Annotated in this window: 15 protein-coding genes and 2 pseudogenes; 10 read left to right on the forward strand and 7 right to left on the reverse strand. The window is 72.1% G+C overall.

Going from position 1 to position 17,511, the window contains the following annotated elements; genetic code table 11:
- The first annotated feature begins 63 nt into the window (after positions 1–63).
- Both VET29_RS13115 and VET29_RS13120 read left to right on the forward strand, forming a co-directional pair.
- Positions 64–1,122: a potassium channel family protein gene (locus tag VET29_RS13115; protein ID WP_324919687.1), complete on the forward strand. Its 1,059-nt coding sequence runs from the start codon at positions 64–66 to the stop codon at positions 1,120–1,122.
- A gap of 28 nt (positions 1,123–1,150) precedes the next feature.
- On the forward strand, positions 1,151–1,594 hold the full coding sequence (locus tag VET29_RS13120; RefSeq protein WP_324919614.1) for a hypothetical protein: 444 nt from the start codon (positions 1,151–1,153) through the stop codon (positions 1,592–1,594).
- Between the two features lie 179 nt (positions 1,595–1,773).
- Here VET29_RS13120 and VET29_RS13125 read toward each other — a convergent pair whose 3' ends face one another.
- Positions 1,774–3,003: a neutral zinc metallopeptidase gene (locus tag VET29_RS13125; RefSeq protein ID WP_324919616.1), complete on the reverse strand. Its 1,230-nt coding sequence runs from the start codon at positions 3,001–3,003 to the stop codon at positions 1,774–1,776.
- A 67-nt stretch (positions 3,004–3,070) separates the two neighbouring features.
- Between VET29_RS13125 and VET29_RS13130 the strand changes: the two genes are divergently transcribed.
- From VET29_RS13130 to nudC, 4 genes are all read left to right on the forward strand, one after another.
- Complete coding sequence (locus VET29_RS13130; protein ID WP_324919618.1) at positions 3,071–4,801, forward strand: DUF2207 domain-containing protein; 1,731 nt, start codon at positions 3,071–3,073, stop codon at positions 4,799–4,801.
- 84 nt (positions 4,802–4,885) lie between these two features.
- Complete coding sequence (locus VET29_RS13135; protein WP_324919620.1) at positions 4,886–6,163, forward strand: pitrilysin family protein; 1,278 nt, start codon at positions 4,886–4,888, stop codon at positions 6,161–6,163.
- Between the two features lie 130 nt (positions 6,164–6,293).
- On the forward strand, positions 6,294–7,652 hold the full coding sequence (locus tag VET29_RS13140) for a pitrilysin family protein (protein ID WP_324919622.1): 1,359 nt from the start codon (positions 6,294–6,296) through the stop codon (positions 7,650–7,652).
- Entirely contained in the window at positions 7,649–8,623 is a 975-nt protein-coding gene (nudC, locus tag VET29_RS13145) for an NAD(+) diphosphatase (RefSeq protein ID WP_324919624.1), read from the forward strand. Before VET29_RS13140 ends, nudC begins: the two co-directional genes overlap by 4 nt.
- Before the next feature lie 33 nt (positions 8,624–8,656).
- Here the strand turns inward: nudC and VET29_RS13150 are convergent.
- A pseudogene (locus VET29_RS13150) lies at positions 8,657–9,231 on the reverse strand (integrase core domain-containing protein); the annotation flags it as partial.
- 451 nt (positions 9,232–9,682) lie between these two features.
- Entirely contained in the window at positions 9,683–10,105 is a 423-nt protein-coding gene (locus tag VET29_RS13155; protein WP_324919626.1) for a hypothetical protein, read from the reverse strand.
- 140 nt (positions 10,106–10,245) lie between these two features.
- Between VET29_RS13155 and VET29_RS13160 the strand changes: the two genes are divergently transcribed.
- Entirely contained in the window at positions 10,246–11,202 is a 957-nt protein-coding gene (locus VET29_RS13160; protein ID WP_324919628.1) for a cobalamin biosynthesis protein, read from the forward strand.
- Here VET29_RS13160 and VET29_RS13165 read toward each other — a convergent pair.
- From VET29_RS13165 to VET29_RS13180, 4 genes and pseudogenes are all read right to left on the reverse strand, one after another.
- Positions 11,173–12,021 (reverse strand): SURF1 family protein, encoded by an 849-nt coding sequence (locus VET29_RS13165; RefSeq protein ID WP_324919630.1) that lies wholly within the window; start codon positions 12,019–12,021, stop codon positions 11,173–11,175. The genes VET29_RS13160 and VET29_RS13165 overlap by 30 nt on opposite strands.
- A gap of 5 nt (positions 12,022–12,026) precedes the next feature.
- Positions 12,027–12,674 (reverse strand): annotated as a pseudogene (locus VET29_RS13170) (fructosamine kinase family protein); the annotation flags it as partial.
- Between the two features lie 416 nt (positions 12,675–13,090).
- Complete coding sequence (locus VET29_RS13175) at positions 13,091–13,561, reverse strand: low molecular weight protein-tyrosine-phosphatase (RefSeq protein ID WP_324919632.1); 471 nt, start codon at positions 13,559–13,561, stop codon at positions 13,091–13,093.
- Between the two features lie 47 nt (positions 13,562–13,608).
- Complete coding sequence (locus VET29_RS13180) at positions 13,609–14,019, reverse strand: DUF2000 domain-containing protein (RefSeq protein WP_324919634.1); 411 nt, start codon at positions 14,017–14,019, stop codon at positions 13,609–13,611.
- A 50-nt stretch (positions 14,020–14,069) separates the two neighbouring features.
- Here VET29_RS13180 and VET29_RS13185 point away from each other — a divergent pair, with 50 nt between their 5' ends.
- The 3 genes from VET29_RS13185 to VET29_RS13195 all read left to right on the forward strand — a co-directional run bounded on the left by VET29_RS13185 (position 14,070) and on the right by VET29_RS13195 (position 17,498).
- Positions 14,070–14,843, forward strand: coding sequence for an AraC family transcriptional regulator (locus VET29_RS13185; protein ID WP_324919636.1), 774 nt, complete (start codon positions 14,070–14,072; stop codon positions 14,841–14,843).
- Positions 14,844–15,687: 844 nt separating this feature from the next.
- Positions 15,688–16,692, forward strand: a complete 1,005-nt coding sequence (gene cobC / locus VET29_RS13190; RefSeq protein ID WP_324919637.1) for an Rv2231c family pyridoxal phosphate-dependent protein CobC — start codon at positions 15,688–15,690, stop codon at positions 16,690–16,692.
- Positions 16,689–17,498: a Nif3-like dinuclear metal center hexameric protein gene (locus tag VET29_RS13195; RefSeq protein ID WP_324919638.1), complete on the forward strand. Its 810-nt coding sequence runs from the start codon at positions 16,689–16,691 to the stop codon at positions 17,496–17,498. The genes cobC and VET29_RS13195 overlap by 4 nt, the downstream gene beginning before the upstream one ends.
- Positions 17,499–17,511: the final 13 nt, after the last annotated feature.

Genomic DNA, 17,511 nt, shown 5'->3' on the forward strand with positions numbered 1-17,511 from the left:
GCGTCGGCTAATCTCGCCGCCGTGACCAGCCCCGACGACAACCGCCCCCGGCGCCTGCCCGGCATGTCGCGGTTGGCCGACCGGCTCACCGACCGGCCCTACCACGCACTCGCCGGCGTGATCCGCATGCCGGAGCAGGTCGTCAGCCCGGTCGCCTCGATCATCCGCCGGGTGATCTGGGCGATCGTCGCGCTGCTCGCGGCCGTCATGATCGTCTATCTGGACCGGGACGGCTACCGCGACGCCAACGGCGACGGTCTGTCGTTCATGGACTGCGTCTACTACGCGACGGTCTCCCTGTCGACCACCGGCTACGGCGACATCACGCCGGTCAGCGAGTCCGCCCGCCTGGTCAACATCCTGGTCATCACCCCGCTGCGGGTGCTCTTCCTCATCGTCCTGGTCGGCACCACCCTCGCCGTGCTCACGGAGCGGTCGCGCCAGGCGTTCAAGCTGCAACGATGGAGGTCGAAGGTGCGCGATCACGTGGTGGTCGTCGGGTTCGGCACCAAGGGCCGCTCGGCCGTCCGGTCCGTGCTGTCCGACGGTGTGCAGCCCGAGCAGATCGTCGTGGTGGACACCGACCAGACGATGCTCGAGGCCGCGTCCGCGCAGGGCCTGGTCACCGTGCACGGCTCCGGCACCCGCTCCGACGTGCTGCGTGTCGCCGGCGTGCCGCGTGCGCGTGCGGTGGTGGTCGCCGCGAGCCGGGACGACTCGGCGGTGCTGATCACGCTCACCGCGCGCGAGCTGGCGCCCAAGTCGCAGATCGTCGCGGCCGTGCGGGAGGCGGAGAACGTGCACCTGCTGCGGCAGTCCGGCGCGAACCAGGTCGTCGTGTCCAGCGAGACGGCCGGCCGGCTGCTCGGCATGGCCACGCACACCCCGACGGTCGTCGACATGGTCGAGGACCTGATCACGCCGGAGTCCGGCCTCGCGATCGCCGAGCGGGACGTCGAGCAGAGCGAGATCGGCGGGTCGCCGCGGCACCTGTCGGACATCGTGCTCGGCGTGGTGCGCGGCGGAAAGCTGTACCGCGTCGACCACCCGGAGTCCGACGCGATCGAGGCAGGCGACCGGCTCCTGTACGTCAAGAAGGTAACCCCGGCAGACGAGAGTTGATTTTTCCGGCCTGTGGGACCATCGCCGTGTGCGGATCTGGGGTGTGGCCGTCCCGCCCGGCTATGTCCGGTGGGCGGCCACGGGTGCCGGGGTCGTCGTCCTCGGTGTGCTGGTCGCCGTGGCGGTCAGCGTGTCCGGCCTGTTCGGGTCGGCCCCGGAGGACCAGGGCACCAGAGCCCGCGCGACCGTCGTCACGGCCGCCCCGTGCAACAGCTTGGGCGCGACGGAGACGGTCAGGTTCACCCACGCCGGCAAGGCCCACCAGGCCCGCTACGACGGCTGCGGCCACACGAGGAACGAACCCGTCGAGGTGACCGTCCCAACCGGCCCACTCCCGTCGGACCTGGTCGTCCACGCCGCCGACGCGGCGACCGGCGACCGCGAGAACGGCGAGGGCCTCGGCCTGCTGCTGATCGTCGTCAGCGGCATGGCCGGCGCGACCTACGCCTTCCTGGTCCGCAGAGGCCCCTGACCCTCGCGAGTCCCGCATTCAAACACCGCGAGTCCCGCGTTCAAACACACCGAGTCCCGCGTTCGGACATACCGACCTGTGGGTTCGTGCAGATCATGGCCGGGGGCGTGTGCACGAAACCGCAACTCGGTGTGCGTGAACGCGGGACTCGGTATGGGTGAACGCGGGACTCGCGATGGTTAGGCGACGTCCGCTGGTGGGGACAGCCAGGTGTTGCACTGGTAGGTGCGGTTGAGCTGGGCGCCCTGTTCCCACCAGCCGATGGCGTGGTCGTCGGTGCCGTGGTCGCGGGGGGCGCCCGGGTTGTGGTCGCCGCGGTCCTGGCTGGTGCGGGCCTCGGTCAGGATGTTGTCGTCGACGGAGCCGCGGCCGTAGACCGCCGCGAGGAACATCCCCGAGAAGCACTGCGCCTGCAGCTCCGACCGCCGTGACAGCTCGAGCCCGCCGTCGGTGTCCGCGCCCGCGTCGTACCGCTGTTCCCAGTACGCGTCCATCACGCCCGCGAGCGTCTGCACGTGGTGGCCGTACTCGTGCGCGAACAGCGCCAGGTACACGCCGGGCCGCGCCCCGTACAGCTCGGTCTGCAGTCCCGCGAACGGCATGTAGATCGTGTTGTCGTAGCTGCAGTAGAACGCGGCGACCACACCCGTGGATACCGCGCCGCACGGGCTCTCCCACGACGTGCCCTCGGGGAACGCCAGCTTCGGGCTGAAGAACGGCAGCCCCTGGCTCTCCAGCACCGGCTGCCACGCCGAGTCCAGGCACGGCAGCGCGCTCTGGAAGAACGCCTGCGCGCCGGCCGGGTTCGTCTCCCACCTGGCCAGGCCGCACGTCACCGCGGGGGTGCCGACGTCGCCGGAGAACAGCGGGTTGTCGCCCGTCGCGTGCACCGGCCGCGGACCGGCCGGCGTGGTCTCCGTCGGGGTGTCGTCCGTGGTCTCGGCTGTCTCGGTCGTGGTGGTCGTGGTGGAGGTCGCCGTCGGGAACGGGTCGGACGAGGACGTCGGGTCCGTGTCGTAGCCGGTGTCCGCGACGCTGCTGCCACCGCGGTTCATGGCCAGGAAGCCCACCGTCGCGACGGTGCCGAGCAGCACCACGACGATGATCGTCGCGACCAGCGCGCCGGTGTTGGACGTCCTGCGTGGCTGGAGCAGGTGCGGGTGCCCGGGGTACTGCGCCCACGGCGGCAGCGTCGACCGCGGCGGGTACCCACCGGGGAAGTGACCGGGTGGCGGCATCATCGGCGGCGGTCCCGGCTGCGGTCCCGGCGGCCGGCCAGACGGGACGCCGTACGGCTGCGCCGGCGGGCGGCCGCCATATCCCGGCATCGGCCCCGGGGGCAGTGGTCTCGACCGCGGCGGCGGCAGTGGCCCCATGGGTCGCCACGGCCCCTGTGGCGGCTGCGTCATCCCCGTCCCCCTGTTTGTTCCTCAGACAGCGGGTGAGCATATGGGCACTGGACTATCCTCCGCAGGCGTGTTGGCGAAGTGGGGGATTCCGGTAGCGGCGCTGGTCGCGATGACCGTGCTGACAGGACTCGGCGAGGCGGCGGCGCAGCCGTCGGACCCGAAACCTCCCTCGACGATGCCGTCACTGAAACCGCCCGGGAGACCCAGCCTCGACCCGAGCATGATCAACCCGACGAGGACCGGTGCCCCGAAGCCGGGCGGCACCATTCCGCGCCCACTGCTGCCCGGGAGCATCAACGTCGCACTGAAGCTGGAGCGCGACGGCAGCCTGTCGGTCACCGAGCAGGTCTTCGTCCAGGCCCGCAAGTCCATGGCCCGCCGCGCGCCGCTGCGCATCAAGGCCGGGGACGACCAGGACCGCGTGTTCGCCGTCCGGGACGTGCGGGTCCAGGGCAAGGCCACGACCGAGGTCACCGGCGACCGGTTCGTGATGAGCTTCGGCGAGGGCGCCAGCACCGTCAGGTACACAGTGGACGGTGCGGTCACCGACGTCGGCGGGCACCAGGAGGTGCGCTGGCAGGTCGCGAGTGGCTGGGACACCAGGGTCCGGCTCGTGCATGCCTCGTTCATCGCGCCGGACCAGCCGGAGTCCGTGGTCTGCCTGGCGGGCGAGCTCGGCAGCGACTCGCCGTGCCGCTCCGCGCTCACCGACTCCACGCAGGTGCTGCGGGTCGTGCAGGAGAGCCTGCCGGCCGGGCAGCGCATCGACCTGACCGTCAGGCTGCCGGCCGGCACGGTCGGCGCCAACGCCCGGTTCGACGACATCGGCACGGCCAACGCGTTCGCCATCACCGGCGCCAGCGGCATCGGCCTCGGCGCGCTGGTGCTCCTGCTCGCCGGCGGTTTCGTCCTGCTGTGGCTGGCCCGTGGCCGGGACGCCCGCGCACTCGCCGCCGACGTCGGCCCGGTCGAGCTGCTGATGACCGGTGACGGCGGCCGCGTCGCGTTCGCATCACCCGATGGTGTGCTTCCCGGTCAGGTGGGCACGGTCGTGGACGAACGGGTCGACGTCGCGGACGTGACCGCGACGGTCGTCGACCTGGCCGTGCGCAACTACGTGCTCATCCGCGAGCTGGGCCCGAACAACTGGGTGCTCGTGCGGCGCAACCCGCCGGACGGCGCGCTCACCGACTACGAGCGGACCGTCTACCACCAGCTGCTCGGCGAGGCGGCCGAGGTGCCGCTGTCCGAGGTGCGGGTGGACATGGGTGCGGTGCGTGAGTCCATGTACTCCGACGTGGTCACTCGCGAGTGGTTCGTCCGCCGGCCGGACCACGACCGGTCACTGTGGTCGATCGTGGGCGTGCTGCTGGCGCTCCTCGGCGCGGCCGCGACGGTCGTGCTCGCGCTGACCGTCGGTCACGCGCTGCTCGGCCTGGCCCTCGTCGTGGGTGGCCTCGGCCTCGCGCTGGGCGCACGCATGATGCCGGCACGGACCCGGCGCGGCAGTGTGCTGGTGCAGCAGGTGCGTGGGCTGCTCGGCTACCTGCGGACCACCGAGGCTGGCTCGATCCCGCCGCCCGACCGCGAGATGGTGCTGTCCCGCTCGCTGCCGTACGCGGTCGTGCTCGGCGAGGCCGACGGGTGGGTGCGCCGCTTCGCCGAGCTGGACGCCTCGGCCGACGGCACGTCCGGCCCCTACTGGTACGACACGGGCAGCCCTGCCGAGTTCCCGGCCCGGTTCGCGTCGTTCCTCGTCGCGCTCGACCGCGCGCTGGGTGGCGCGTCGCCGAGCTGACGTAGTTATCCACAACCGCACCAGTTGTCCACAGCCGGGGTGGGCACGGCTCCGGCGGTCGGTCGATCCACGTAGGCTGCGGACATGCTTGGAAATGAGCTGACCCGGTTCACGCTGGCCAACGGACTGCGCGTGGTACTCGCCCCCGACCCGACCGCCCCGGTGGTCGGCGTGAGCGTGCACTACGACGTGGGGTTCCGCTCCGAACCAGAGGGCCGCACCGGCTTCGCGCACCTCTTCGAGCACCTCATGTTCCAGGGCAGTGAGAGTCTGGAGAAGCTCGCCCACTTCCGGCACATCCAGTCCGCGGGCGGCACCTTCAACGGCTCGACCCACCCGGACTACACGGACTACTTCGAGGTGCTCCCCTCCGCGGGCCTGGAGCGCGCACTGTTCCTCGAGGCCGACCGCATGCGGGCGCCGAAGCTGACCGAGGAGAACCTGCGCAACCAGGTGGACGTGGTCAAGGAGGAGATCCGCCTCAACGTCCTCAACCGCCCCTACGGCGGGTTCCCGTGGATCCTGCTGCCGCCGGTGCTGTACCAGACGTTCCCCAACGCCCACAACGGTTACGGCGACTTCACCGAGCTGGAGTCCGCCGACCTCAACGACTGCGCCCAGTTCTTCGACACCTACTACGCGCCGGCCAACGCGGTCCTCACCGTCTCCGGCGACATCGAGCTGGACCGCTCGCGCGACCTCATCGAGAAGCACTTCGGCGACGTGCCGGCCCGCTCCGCGCCCGACCGGCCGTCGTTCGCGGAGCCGCCGCCGAGCGGTCAGCTCACCGCGGAACACATCGACCAGCACGCGCCGCTGCCCGCGCTGGCGATCGGCTACCGCATGCCGGACCCGATCAACGAGCTGGACGCCTATCTCGCCAGCCTGGTGCTGGCCAGCGTCCTCGCCGAAGGCGACGGGTCCCGGCTGCAGCAGCGCCTCGTGCTGAAGGAACCGCTGGTCACCGACGTCAACGCCGCCTGCGGCCTGTTCGGCCCGTTCGAGGCACGCGACCCGGACACGTTCACGATCACGGCGGTGCACTCGCCGGACGTCACCCAGGACCGAGTGCTGCGGGCGGTCGACGAGGAGCTGGACAAGCTCGCCGGCACCGCACCGTCCGACCAGGAGCTGGCCAAGGTGACCGCCCGCTGGGTCGCGAGCCTGCACCGTGAGCACGACCGGCTGGTGTCCCGCACGCTCGCACTCGGCTCGTTCGAGCTGCTCTACGGCGCCCCCGGCCTCGTCTACGACCTGACCGACAAGCTGTCCGCCGTCACACCGGACGCCGTGTCCGCCGCGGCCAAGACGTTGCGCCCGGACTCGCGCGCGGTGCTGACCGTGACGCCCGCGGGCGCGTAGTGCGGGAGCCCGCCACCGGACCGACCGAGAAGCGCGCTCGCAGGCGAGGAGCGAGCGTCGAGCGCGCGACGACGGAAGGAGGCGGCCGGCGGATGCACGGAGCGACCCAGACCAACACAGGAGGAAACCAGTGACGACCTTCCGTACCGCCGCCGAGATCGGGCGCACCGAGCTGGGGCCCCGTGCGCTGCCGATCCTCGGCGAGCAGCGCTCGGCCACGGGCCTACGGTCGGTGGACACGGTGCTGGACAACGGTTTGCGCGTCATCGCCGTGCACTCGCCGACGGTGCCGATGGCCGAGCTGCGGCTGCGGATCCCGTTCGCGGGGGCCGACAAGCGGCACGCCGCGATCGCCGAGGTGCTGGCCGCGACGATCCTCACCGGCACCGAGCGCCGTGACCGCGTCGCCATGGACACCGACCTCGCGCTGGTCGGCGGCGAGCTGGGCGCGGGCGTCGACCCGGAGCGGCTCTCGGTCGGCGGCAACGCGCTGGCCAGTGGTTTCGACACGCTGCTCGACGTGCTGGCCGACGCACTGACCGGCGCCGCCTACCGCGACGAGGAGGTCGAGGGCGAGCGGTCGCGGCTCGTGGAGCGGATCGCGGTGGCCCGGTCGCAGCCGAGCGTCATCGCCCGCGAGGCGTTGCAGCGCCACCGTTACGGCGACCACCCGTTCACCAGGGAGACCCCGGAGGCCGCGGACGTCGCGACGGTGACCGTCGACGAGGTCAAGGCCATGCACCGGAACTCCGTGCTGCCACGGAACTCCGTGCTGGTGTTCGTCGGTGACGTCGAGCCGGACACGGCCGTCGACAAGATCGGCGCCGCGCTGGCCGGCTGGACGTCGGACGAAAACGCGGTCGAGCTGCCCGACCTGCCGGACGTGCTGGGCGGCGACATCCTGTTCGTGCCGCGGCCGGGCGCGGTGCAGTCGCAGCTGCGGTTGTCCGCGCAGGCCATCCCGCGCACCGACCCGCGCTACCCGGCGCTGCAGCTGGCGAACCTGGTGTTCGGCGGCTTCTTCTCCTCCCGCCTGGTGGAGAACATCCGCGAGGACAAGGGCTACACGTACCACGCTCGGTCCTCGCTTGAGTTCACCATCCGCGGCGCGACCCTGCTGGTGGACGCGGACACGGCCAGCGAGGTGACCGCGCCGGCGCTGCTGGAGATGCGGTACGAGCTGGGCCGTCTCGGCGTGGTCCCGCCGACCACCGAGGAGCTGGAGACCGTCCGGCAGTACGCGATCGGGTCCCTGCTGATCTCGACCGCGTCGCAGACCGGGCTGGCGTCGCAGCTGGCGGCGCTGGCGCCGCTGGGGCTGGGGCCGGAGTGGCTGGTGGAGCATCCGAACCGGCTCAAGCAGGTCACCCACGAGCAGGTGACCGAGGCGGCGCTGGAGTTCTTCTCGCCGGTCAGGTTCACCGGCGTGATCGTCGGCGACGTGGCACAGCTCCCTTCGCTGAAGGCATTGGGCGGCGTTTCGGAGTGACTCAGTTCCAACTGCCCGCCGTGCCGAGCCTCTCCCGGTCCACAGTGGACCGGGAGGAGCCGGCCCGCACCGACGCGGCCCGCCTGGCGAAGTTATGGGCGACGGGCCGTGTCGTCCTGGTGGACCGCAAGGGCCGCACGCCGGTCCGCGCGGACATGACGGAGCTGTCGACGCGGCCGGCCACCGGCGACCTGCCGCCCGAGGCCATGCTGCTCGGCGAGCTGGACGGCGTCGGCTACTGGGCGATGCCGACCGACGAGGAGCTGACCGAGGGCGTCGCCGCGCCGGACCGGTCGTGGGGCCTGTGGTCCGGCGCGAGGTCCGAGGACGGCGAGCAGTGGCACGACCTCCGCACGACGGGCGCACTGCTGTCCGACACCGCGGCCGGCCTGTTCACCACGGCGGTGGCTCTGACGAACTGGCACGCCAAGGCGGGGTTCTGCGCCAACTGCGGCTCACGGGTCGAACGCGTCAACGCGGGCTGGGCGACCCACTGCACGGGCTGCGGCCGTGAGGAGTACCCCCGCACCGACCCCGCGGTGATCTGCCTGATCCACAACGGCGTCGGCGAGAACGGTTCCGAGGTTCTCCTTGCCCGGCAACCAATCTGGCCGCCCGCCCGGTACTCGGTACTGGCCGGTTTCGTGGAGGCGGGCGAGTCGCTGGAGGCCTGCGTGGCGCGCGAGGTCCGCGAGGAGGTGGGCATCGAGGTGACGGACATCCGTTACCTGGGCAGCCAACCGTGGCCGTTCCCACGCTCGATCATGGTCGGCTTCGCCGCCGTGGCAGTCGACCGCACAGCGCCCCTGATCCCCGCGGACGGCGAGATCGAGGAACCCCGCTGGGTCACCCGCGCGGAGGTCCGCGCCGCACTGGCCAAGGACCGGCCAAACCTGAAACTCCCGGGCGGCACGTCGATCGCCTACCAGATGATCAAGGGCTGGGCAGAGGCCGACCAGGATCTCTCCTGAAGGACCGTGCCTTCTAGCTAGATGTACTGGCCTGAGGTTGGGGACGCGGCTGGCGGGTGGTTGGCCGCCGAGTGCGGTGTGGTTGCGGTGGTGATTGTGGGTGTGGAGCCATCGTGGTAATGCTTCGCGTCGTTCGGCTTCTGATGGGTAGGGGCGTGCGTAGGCCCATTCGTCGAGCGGGGTGCGGTTGACGCGTTCTACTTTTCCGTTGGTTTGGGGTCGGTAGGGGCGGTGCGTTGGCTGTTGCGGCCGCCGATCTGGCGGCCGTGGGCGCGGAGGTCGCCACTGTCGTGGATGTTGCCCAGTTTCTGGATGTCGACGTGGACGCGATCCAGGTGGGCCAGACGCGCCACCTTGTGGCGGGTCAGCACCCGATGCACGTCGAGCGCACCAACCCCGACGGGAGGCGATCCGCGCCAGCCCCCACCGCGAGTCACCCGCAACCCGATGATCCGCAGCTCGGTCCGCGGCGCCGTGCGCCCGCCACGCCGTGCTCGGCGAGACCTGGAACCGCTCAGCCACCCACCGCAACGGCCATCCCTCATCAACACACACCGAGCCAGTCGCCACCGACCAGCAGGGGGCAACGGTGCGTTAGCGTGGGTCACCAGGGCCTCCGTCCCGAGGCAGTACATCTGGACCCAGGGCAGGAACCGGGCGCCGTCGTTCATGAGCGAGGTGTAGAGGACGAACACCCGCAGCGCGAGCGGCAGGTCCTCGGGCAGGTGCGCGGTGGCACTGAACACGCCGTGCCGGCAGCCGCCGGCGAGCTGTTCGCCGGCGTAGAGGTCCCACCGGCCGCCGAGCAGGCCGACCCGTCGCATCCGGAGCCGCTGGCCGGCCCCGCCGACCGTGAGCTCGCGCCGCCTGGTCCGCTCCGCCACGGCCAGCACCCCGTGCGGCCCTTCGAGCGTGAACGACCGGCCGTTCCTGGCCATCCGGTACCGGACCCCGTCGACCACACACGGTGTCTCCGGCAGCCGCATGAACTCCGTGACCCGCTGCCCACCGGCCGAGACGAGGCAGGTCGCGATGCCCTGCTGTGCGACCTCGAGCACGTCAGCTCGCGGCCGCAGCTACCGCGGCCTGTCGCTCGAGGATCATCAACACCACGTAGAACGCGAATACCCCGACGGGCAGCGGCACGTCCGCCGGCACGTCGGCCTGGTACACGGGCTTGAACCACCGCTCGCGGCGGATCGTGCCCGTCGTGGTGCCCCGGACCTCCCAGTCGGACCGCCAGAGCGACGGCTTCGCCAGCGTCAGGTCGCCGCTGGTCGCCTGGCCCCGCCACTCCCGGCCGGTCGTCCGGTCGGCGACCGCCACGCGACCGTCCGGGCCGTGCAGCAGGAACCGCTTCCTCCCGTCCCGCTCGATCCGGAAACCCGTGCCGGACAAGGTGAACTCGCAGCCCTCGCGCCTCGTGCCGGCCAGCACGGCGAGCGGCGCACCATCGGCCGACATCTCGTACTCGCGTCTCATGAACCCACGCCGCCGTGCCCGCAACATGCCGCGTATTAGACCAGTGCCGGCCCCACCCGGCGTGCGTGTCGACAAGGTCCAGCGCCCGGGACCCGGCCGTGACAGGTCCGCGCGCTACGGTGTCCCTCGCACGGAACGGGGTGAGAACAGACGTGGTCAGCGTGGCGCGTGCGGTCGGTCTACTGCTGGGAGTGGCCGCGGACGGGGCGTTCGGCGACCCGCGCCGGCGGCATCCCGTGGCCGGGTTCGGCCAGGTCGCGGCCCGGGTCGAGAAGGCGATCTACCGCGACGACAGGTTCGTCGGCGTGGTGCACGCGGCCGTCCTGAGCGGCGGCGCGGTGCTGCTGGGCGTCGTCGTCGAGCGGATCGGCCGGCGCAACCCCGTCCTGCAGACCCTCACGACCGCCGCCGCGACCTGGGTGGCGCTCGGCGGCCGGACGCTCGCCGTGGAAGGCGCCGCGATCGGCCGCGAGCTGGACGCCGGCGAGCTGGCCGCGGCGCGCGAGCGCCTGCCCCACCTGTGCGGCCGCGATCCCGAGACCCTCGACGCCGAGGGCATCGCCCGCGCCGTGGTCGAGTCGGTCGCCGAGAACACCTCCGACGCGGTCGTGGCGCCGCTGCTGTGGGGCGCGGTCGCGGGCGTGCCCGGCATCCTGGCCTACCGCGCGGTGAACACCCTCGACGCGATGGTCGGCTACCGCTCGCCCCGCTACCGCAAGTTCGGCTGGGCGTCGGCCCGCCTCGACGACCTGCTGAACCTCATCCCGGCCCGGCTGGCCGCCGCGCTGACCGTGGTCGGCGCACCGGTGGTCGGCGGCTCGTGGCGGGGCGCGTGGCAGTCGTGGCACCGCGACGCGGCCGCGCACCCGAGCCCGAACGCGGGCCGCGTGGAGGCGGCGTTCGCCGGCGCGCTGGAGATCCGCCTCGGTGGCCGCACGGTCTACGCGCACGGCGTGGAGGAACGGCCGATCCTCGGCGAGGGCCGCACCCCGGACTCCGGGCACGTCACCCGCGCGGTGGAACTGTCCCGCGTGGTCGGCAGCCTGACGACGGCGTTGGCGGCGTTGCTAGCCCTGCTGCGCGGCCGCCGCAGCTGACCGCTCACGCTGCTCCTCCTCGGCGATCTGCTGGGCGACGGACATCCGTCCGGGCCGCTCGGCCTTCGGGGTCGCGAGCACACCGCCGGGCCTGATCTCGCGCCAGGTGAAGTACAGCCAGGCGAGGATCGCCATGGCGCCGAAGGCGATCCACTGCAGCGCGTAGGAGAGGAACGGACCGGAGTCCAGCTCGGGAAGCGGGAGGGCGGCGAGCACGCCCGGGTTGTCGTCGTTGAGCTGCAGGTAGCCGGGCCGGATGTCGAGCTTGGTGGCGTGTTCGACGACCCCGGAGCCGACCGCGTAGACCTGGAGCCGGCCGTCGCGCCGCTCGGGCGGCCGGCCGCGGGGGTCGCGCTCGTCCGCGCGCAGGCGTGCGGTGAGCGTGACGGTGCCGGTGGGCGGCTTCGCGAAGTCCGGCACGGCGACGGCCTGGTTGCCCTGCACCGGGCGCACGTACCCACGGTCGACGAGGACGACGGAGCCATCGGTGAGCCGGAAGGGCGTGAGCACCTCGAACGCTGCCTGCCCGAGGACGGTCCGCAGCCGCGCGACGACCTCGTCCGCGCCGAGGTAGCGGCCGGTCACCCGGACTGTCCGCCACTCGGTCCCCGGCCCGGGCTGGGCCCCGTCCGGCAGGGCGGTCGCCAGGGCGACGGGCGCGGCGTTGGCGGCGTTGCTGATGGCGTCGTTGGTGGTGGCGCGCTCCTCGTTGCGGCGGAACTGCCACGGCGACAGGAGCGTGACACAGACGGCGGCGAAGACCAGCACCAACGCCGTCAGCGCCAGCCATCCCGGGCGTAGCAAGAACCAGAACCGCACGGGTCTCATGCTAGAGACCGCGCGGCGGCGACGGCCTGGGCCCCATACCCGCCACCGAAGAGCACGGTGTGCACGAGCAGGGGAAAGAGCTGGTGGAGCGGGACGCGCTCCCGCCACCCGTCGGCGAGGGGAGCCGCCTCGTCGTAGGCGGCGACGATCCGGTCGAGGTGCGAACACCCGAAGAGACGCAGCATGGCGAGATCGGTCTCCCGGTGGCCACCGTGCGCGGCGGGGTCGATGAGCCAGACACGGTCGGTGCCCCAGAGGACGTTGCCGCTCCAGAGGTCGCCGTGGAGACGGGCGGGCGACTCCACGGGCCCGGCGACCGTGTCGATCCGCGCGCAGAGGTCCTCGACGGGGGCGGGGTCGGGCAGCACGCCCTGGTCGACGGCGGCACGAAGGTAGGGGAGGACACGGTGCTCGACGTACCACTCGGGCCACCGCGCCCCGGTGACGTTCCGCATGGGCGCGAGCCCGATCCAGGCATCGGCGGGTCCGCCGGGCGGCGCGACCCCGAAGGCGCCGGCCCCGGCCTGATGGAGGGCAGCCAACTCCCGCCCGAACCGCTCGGCGGAGGCGACGGAGGCCCGCCCACCGGCCACGAACTCGATGACGAGCCACTCCCGATCGAACCCCAGCACGGCCGGCACCTGCGGAAACACCGACTCATCAGAATTGTCGTCCCCCGCCGGTAGCGTTGAATCCGGGGGACCCCCAGCCGCACGAACGGTCCTTTCGTTCGAGTTTCTCGGGTGAACCTCTTCCCAGTTGCCGCCCGCACCACCAGAATTGTCGGCCCCGTGCCGTAGCGTTGAAATCGGGGGACCCCCGGGCGTACGAACGGTCCTTTCGTTCGGGTTTCCTGGGTGAACCTTGTCCTGGTTCGTGGGGCTGGAGCCATTCCGTAGCCAGCGCAGGCCGGCCACCTCGGCCTCGACGGCGCTGGGCTCGGTGTGCCGCTTGGCCACCACCTCGCCGCCGTCCGCCAGGCGGATCCGGTAGGCCCCGCCCAGCGAGGCCACCCCGGCCACCTTCCGGCCGAGCAGCCCCGTCACCGCCTCGGCGGCCGTCACAGCCGCGTTCGCACCCACTCGACCAACCCCGGCATCGCCGCCTCGACCATCCCCAGCACCTCGCCGAAGCCCGAGTAGTCCCCGTAGTACGGGTCCGGCACGTCCGGGTCGGCGGCGTCCGGGTCGAACGACCGCAGCATCCGCAGCCGCTCGTCGCCGTCGCCCTGGTGTTTCAGCAGGTTCCGCAACGCGGACTCGTGCCCGGTGTCCATCGCGACCAGCAGGTCCGCCGACAGATGGTCCTCGCCCACCTGGGCCGCGACGTGGTCAGTCGGGTACCCGTGGGCCGCCAGCACCCGCCGTGCCCGCCGGTCCGCGGGGTCACCCACGTGCCACGGCCCGATTCCCGCGCTCGTCACCCGCACGCGGTCGGCCAGCCCTTCCTTGTCCAGCACCGCGGAGAAGACCAGCGCCGCGATCGGCGAGCGGCAGATGTTGCCGGAGCAGACGAAACACACATGAAGCACGCCCGCGAGTCTGCCCGATCACCGCCACAGGGCAAGCGCCACCGTGCTCAGGGGTGCATGCGCGCACCCTTGACGATCTTGTCGACGGCGTTGCGCGGCCCGTGCACGGCCAGCCCCACGAGGTCGAGCTGGTCCTGTGGGACGGCCCGCACGGCGGCCCGGTTGTCCTCGTCGTTGCCGGTGGTGAACAGTTCCTTGGTGAAGACCGACATCGGCAGCCCGCGGTCGAGCGCCTTCCGGTGCGCCGCGGTCAGCACTGCCGCGGCCGCCTCGAACACGAGCACGGGCTGCCCGAACATCGCGAGGTACTTGGTGCCGTCGGCGTCCTCGTAGGCGTCGCCGATCAGCTCGGGGACCGCGGCGGCGACCCCGCTGACGAGAAACGCGCACACGTTCAGCCGTTGCCAGGTGGGCAGGTCGTCCCGCACCACCACGGCGATCTTGGTGGAGAAGCTCACGTCCCCCACGATCGCGACCCGTCCGCCGGAAGTCTTGTACGTTCCTAACCATGGGCCCCGAGATCAAGGCGTGGCGCCCGAACGTGCCCGGCATCCACGAGGTGCTCCACGCGCGGTTCACGACGCACGCGTACCCGTCGCACACGCACGACGCCTGGACCCTGCTGCTGATGGACGACGGCATGGTGCGCTACGACCTGGACCGGCACGAGCACGGCGCGCTGCGCTCCCAGGTCACCCTGCTGCCGCCGGGCGTCCCACACGACGGCCGTTCGCCCAGGCCGTTCCGCAAGCGCGTCCTGTACCTGGCCGCCGACACCCTGACCGGCGTCGGCGCCGCCGTCGACCACCCGTCCCTCGATGACCCGTTGTTGCGCCGCCGCGTCAACCAGTTGCACCGGTCGCTGGACCCGGCCGACGCGGAGGTCCTTGAGGCCCAGAGCCGCTTCACCCTGATCCGCGACCGCCTGCGGCAGCACCTGCGGGTCGCCGAGCCGCCACCGCCGGCCGCCGTGTCGGTGGCCCGTCGCCTCCGCGACCTCCTCGACGCCCGCCTGCCCGAGACACCGTCCCTGGACGAGGCGGCGGCGCTGCTGGACGTGCACCCGGTGTCGCTGGTCCGGGCGTTCAGCCGCGAGTTCGGCATCCCCCCGCACCGGTACGTCACCGGCCGGCGGCTGGACCTGGCCCGCCGCCACCTGCTCGCCGGCCACCCGACCGCGGAGGCCGCCACGATGGCCGGCTTCTACGACCAGGCCCACCTCACCCGCCACTTCCGCAAGCTGCTGGGCATAGGCCCATCCCGCTACGGCCTACCGCACTGAAGCCCCGCCGTGCGAATGTCACCTTCGCTCGAACCGACCGGGTGAAAGTTATCCACAGTCCTCGCTGACCAGGGCTTTTGCCGCCCCCCGCCACCCCTCGCCGGTAGAATGGCAGGCGGGGTGGCCCCCGGGATCGGATCAGGGGTTTGTGTGGGTGGCGTGAGTGGGGGGTGAGGCTGGTGATGCCGAGTACGGCGACGGGCGCTGGACTTGCCGCAGTGGTGTGGGTGATGTAGCGCTCGACGAGAAAGGCTTGTGCCGCGGAGGGAAATCGACGTTTCTGGTGCGGGGAGTATCTGGATGGTCCGTTGTTCGCGGCGTCCGTGGCCGGCGTCAGACAGCGGCCACGTCGCGGGTCGTGCTGCACACCCCGCAGGGCCAGAGCCGCTGCGGGGTGTCAGCGACCCACCGATCGGTGAACGATCGAGCACCCGCGCACACCGCCGCCGCGGCGATGGTGAAGATTGAGCACAACGTATGCCGGCTCGTGCCGCTTTCTCGGATCCCAAGATCCAGCGAAGAGTTCACGCAGGTCAGCCGACCCAACACGCCAGGGTTCAGCGCTGACGCGACAGCAGGCAGGGCAGCTCTCTCACATGATCATGGAACCTAGACACTCAGATGATCAACCAGAGACAGTGCCTGCTCCCACGCGGGAGATCAACCTTGCCGTGGCCCTGGGGATCGGGTGGGGCTGCCTGATCTCCATTCTGGGGCGACTTCGGCGAAAATTTTTCCGCAGGTCAGACGTGGTGCCTTGGGTACAGCTGGCGCGGCAGCGCGTTCCCGCCAGTTGGGCCGCCGTGGCGAAGGACGCGACAACCGGCGCGGTTAGGATCCGCCGGTGAGCGACCTGCGGCATCACGGCGACGTGGACGCGGCGCCGGGACTGCAGGACTTCGCCGTGAACGTCCGTGGCTCCGCGCCGCCCCTCTGGCTACGGGACCGCCTCGTCGCGGCCCTCGACCGGCTCGGCACCTACCCCTCCGCCGCCGATGACCGGCGGGCCCGCGAAGCCGTCGCCGCCCGGCACGGTCGGGATCCCGACCACGTCCTCGTCCTCAACGGCGCCGCCGAGGGCTTCGCGCTTCTGCCGGCACTGGCACCGCGCACAGCCGCCGTCCTGCACCCCTCCTTCACCGAGCCCGAGGTCGCCCTTCGCGACGCCGGGATCCCCCTCCACCGCGTCATGCACCGCGATCCCGTCCCCGACGACGCCGATCTCGTCGTGCTCGGCAACCCCACCAACCCGACCTCCGAGCTCCACCCCAAGGCCGCCATCGCCGCCCTCACCCGTCCGGGCCGCGTCACCGTCGTCGACGAGGCCTTCATGGACGCCGTTCCCGGCGAAGAAGAGTCGCTGGCCGGGGACGACCTGCCGGGGCTCCTCGTGCTCCGCAGCCTCACCAAGACCTGGGCGCTCCCCGGCCTTCGCGCCGGCTACGCCCTCGGCCACCCGGACCTCCTGCGACGGCTGGGCGGGCACCGCCCCCACTGGCCCGTCGGCACGCTCGTCCTCGAGGCCGTCACCGCCTGCGCCGAGCCGCGCGCCGTCCGGGAGGCCGAGCGGGCGGCCCAGGAGTACACCGGCCATCGCGAGTGGCTCATCGAGCGGCTCCAGGAGATCCCGGGCGTCCACGTCCACCAACCCGCCGCCGCACCCTTCGTCCTCATCAGGGTCCGGGACGGCGAGCGCGTCCGCAGGAACCTCCGGGACCGCGGCATCGCCGTTCGCCGGGGCGATACCTTTCCCGGGCTGACGACCGACCACCTGCGCATCGCGGTGCGGGCGCCGGAGGCGTCGGAGGACCTGATCAAAGCGCTGACCATGGAGGTGGGCACACCTTGACCACTGTCGCCGACGTCGTCGAGGTGCTCGAAGCCGCCTACCCGCCCGCGCTCGCCGAGTCCTGGGACGCCGTCGGGCTCGTCTGCGGCGACCCGGCCGCGCCCGTCCACCGGATCATCGTCGCCGTGGACCCCGTCGAGTCCACTGTGGACGAAACGCTGGCGGCGGGCGCCCAGCTGCTCGTCACGCATCACCCGCTGCTGCTGCGGGGCGTGCACGGCGTCCCGGCCAGCACCCCGAAGGGCGGCCTCGTCCACCGCCTCATCCGCGGCGACGCCGCGCTCTTCTGCGCGCACACCAACGCCGACGCCGCCGACCCGGGCGTGTCCGACGCGCTCGCCGAAGCCATCGGGCTCACCGTCACCGGCCCGCTCAACCCCAACGAGGACGGCCGGACCGGCATCGGTCGCGTCGGCGAGCTGGCGGCTCCCGAACCGTTCAGCGTGTTCGTGGCCAGAGTCGCCCGCGCCCTGCCGGAGACGGTCACCGGCGTCCGAGGCGCCGGCGACCCGGACCGCCTCATCCGGACCGTCGCCGTCTCGGGCGGCGCGGGCGACTCCTACCTCGCGACCGCGACACACCGGCGCGTCGACGCGTACGTCACCGCCGACCTGCGGCATCACCCCGTCAGCGAGCACCTCGCGACCGCCGGCGCGCCCGCGCTCGTCGATGTCGGGCACTGGGCCAGTGAGTGGCCGTGGTGCGACCAGGCGGCGGCGATCCTCCGCGAACGGTTCGGCGGTAACGTCGACATCACCGTCTCCACGCGCCGCACCGACCCTTGGACCGTGGCAGCGGGCAGCTAGCGACCAGGAGGTC

Source organism: Actinophytocola sp., assembly GCF_035634895.1.
Classification (GTDB): Bacteria; Actinomycetota; Actinomycetes; order Mycobacteriales; family Pseudonocardiaceae; genus Actinophytocola.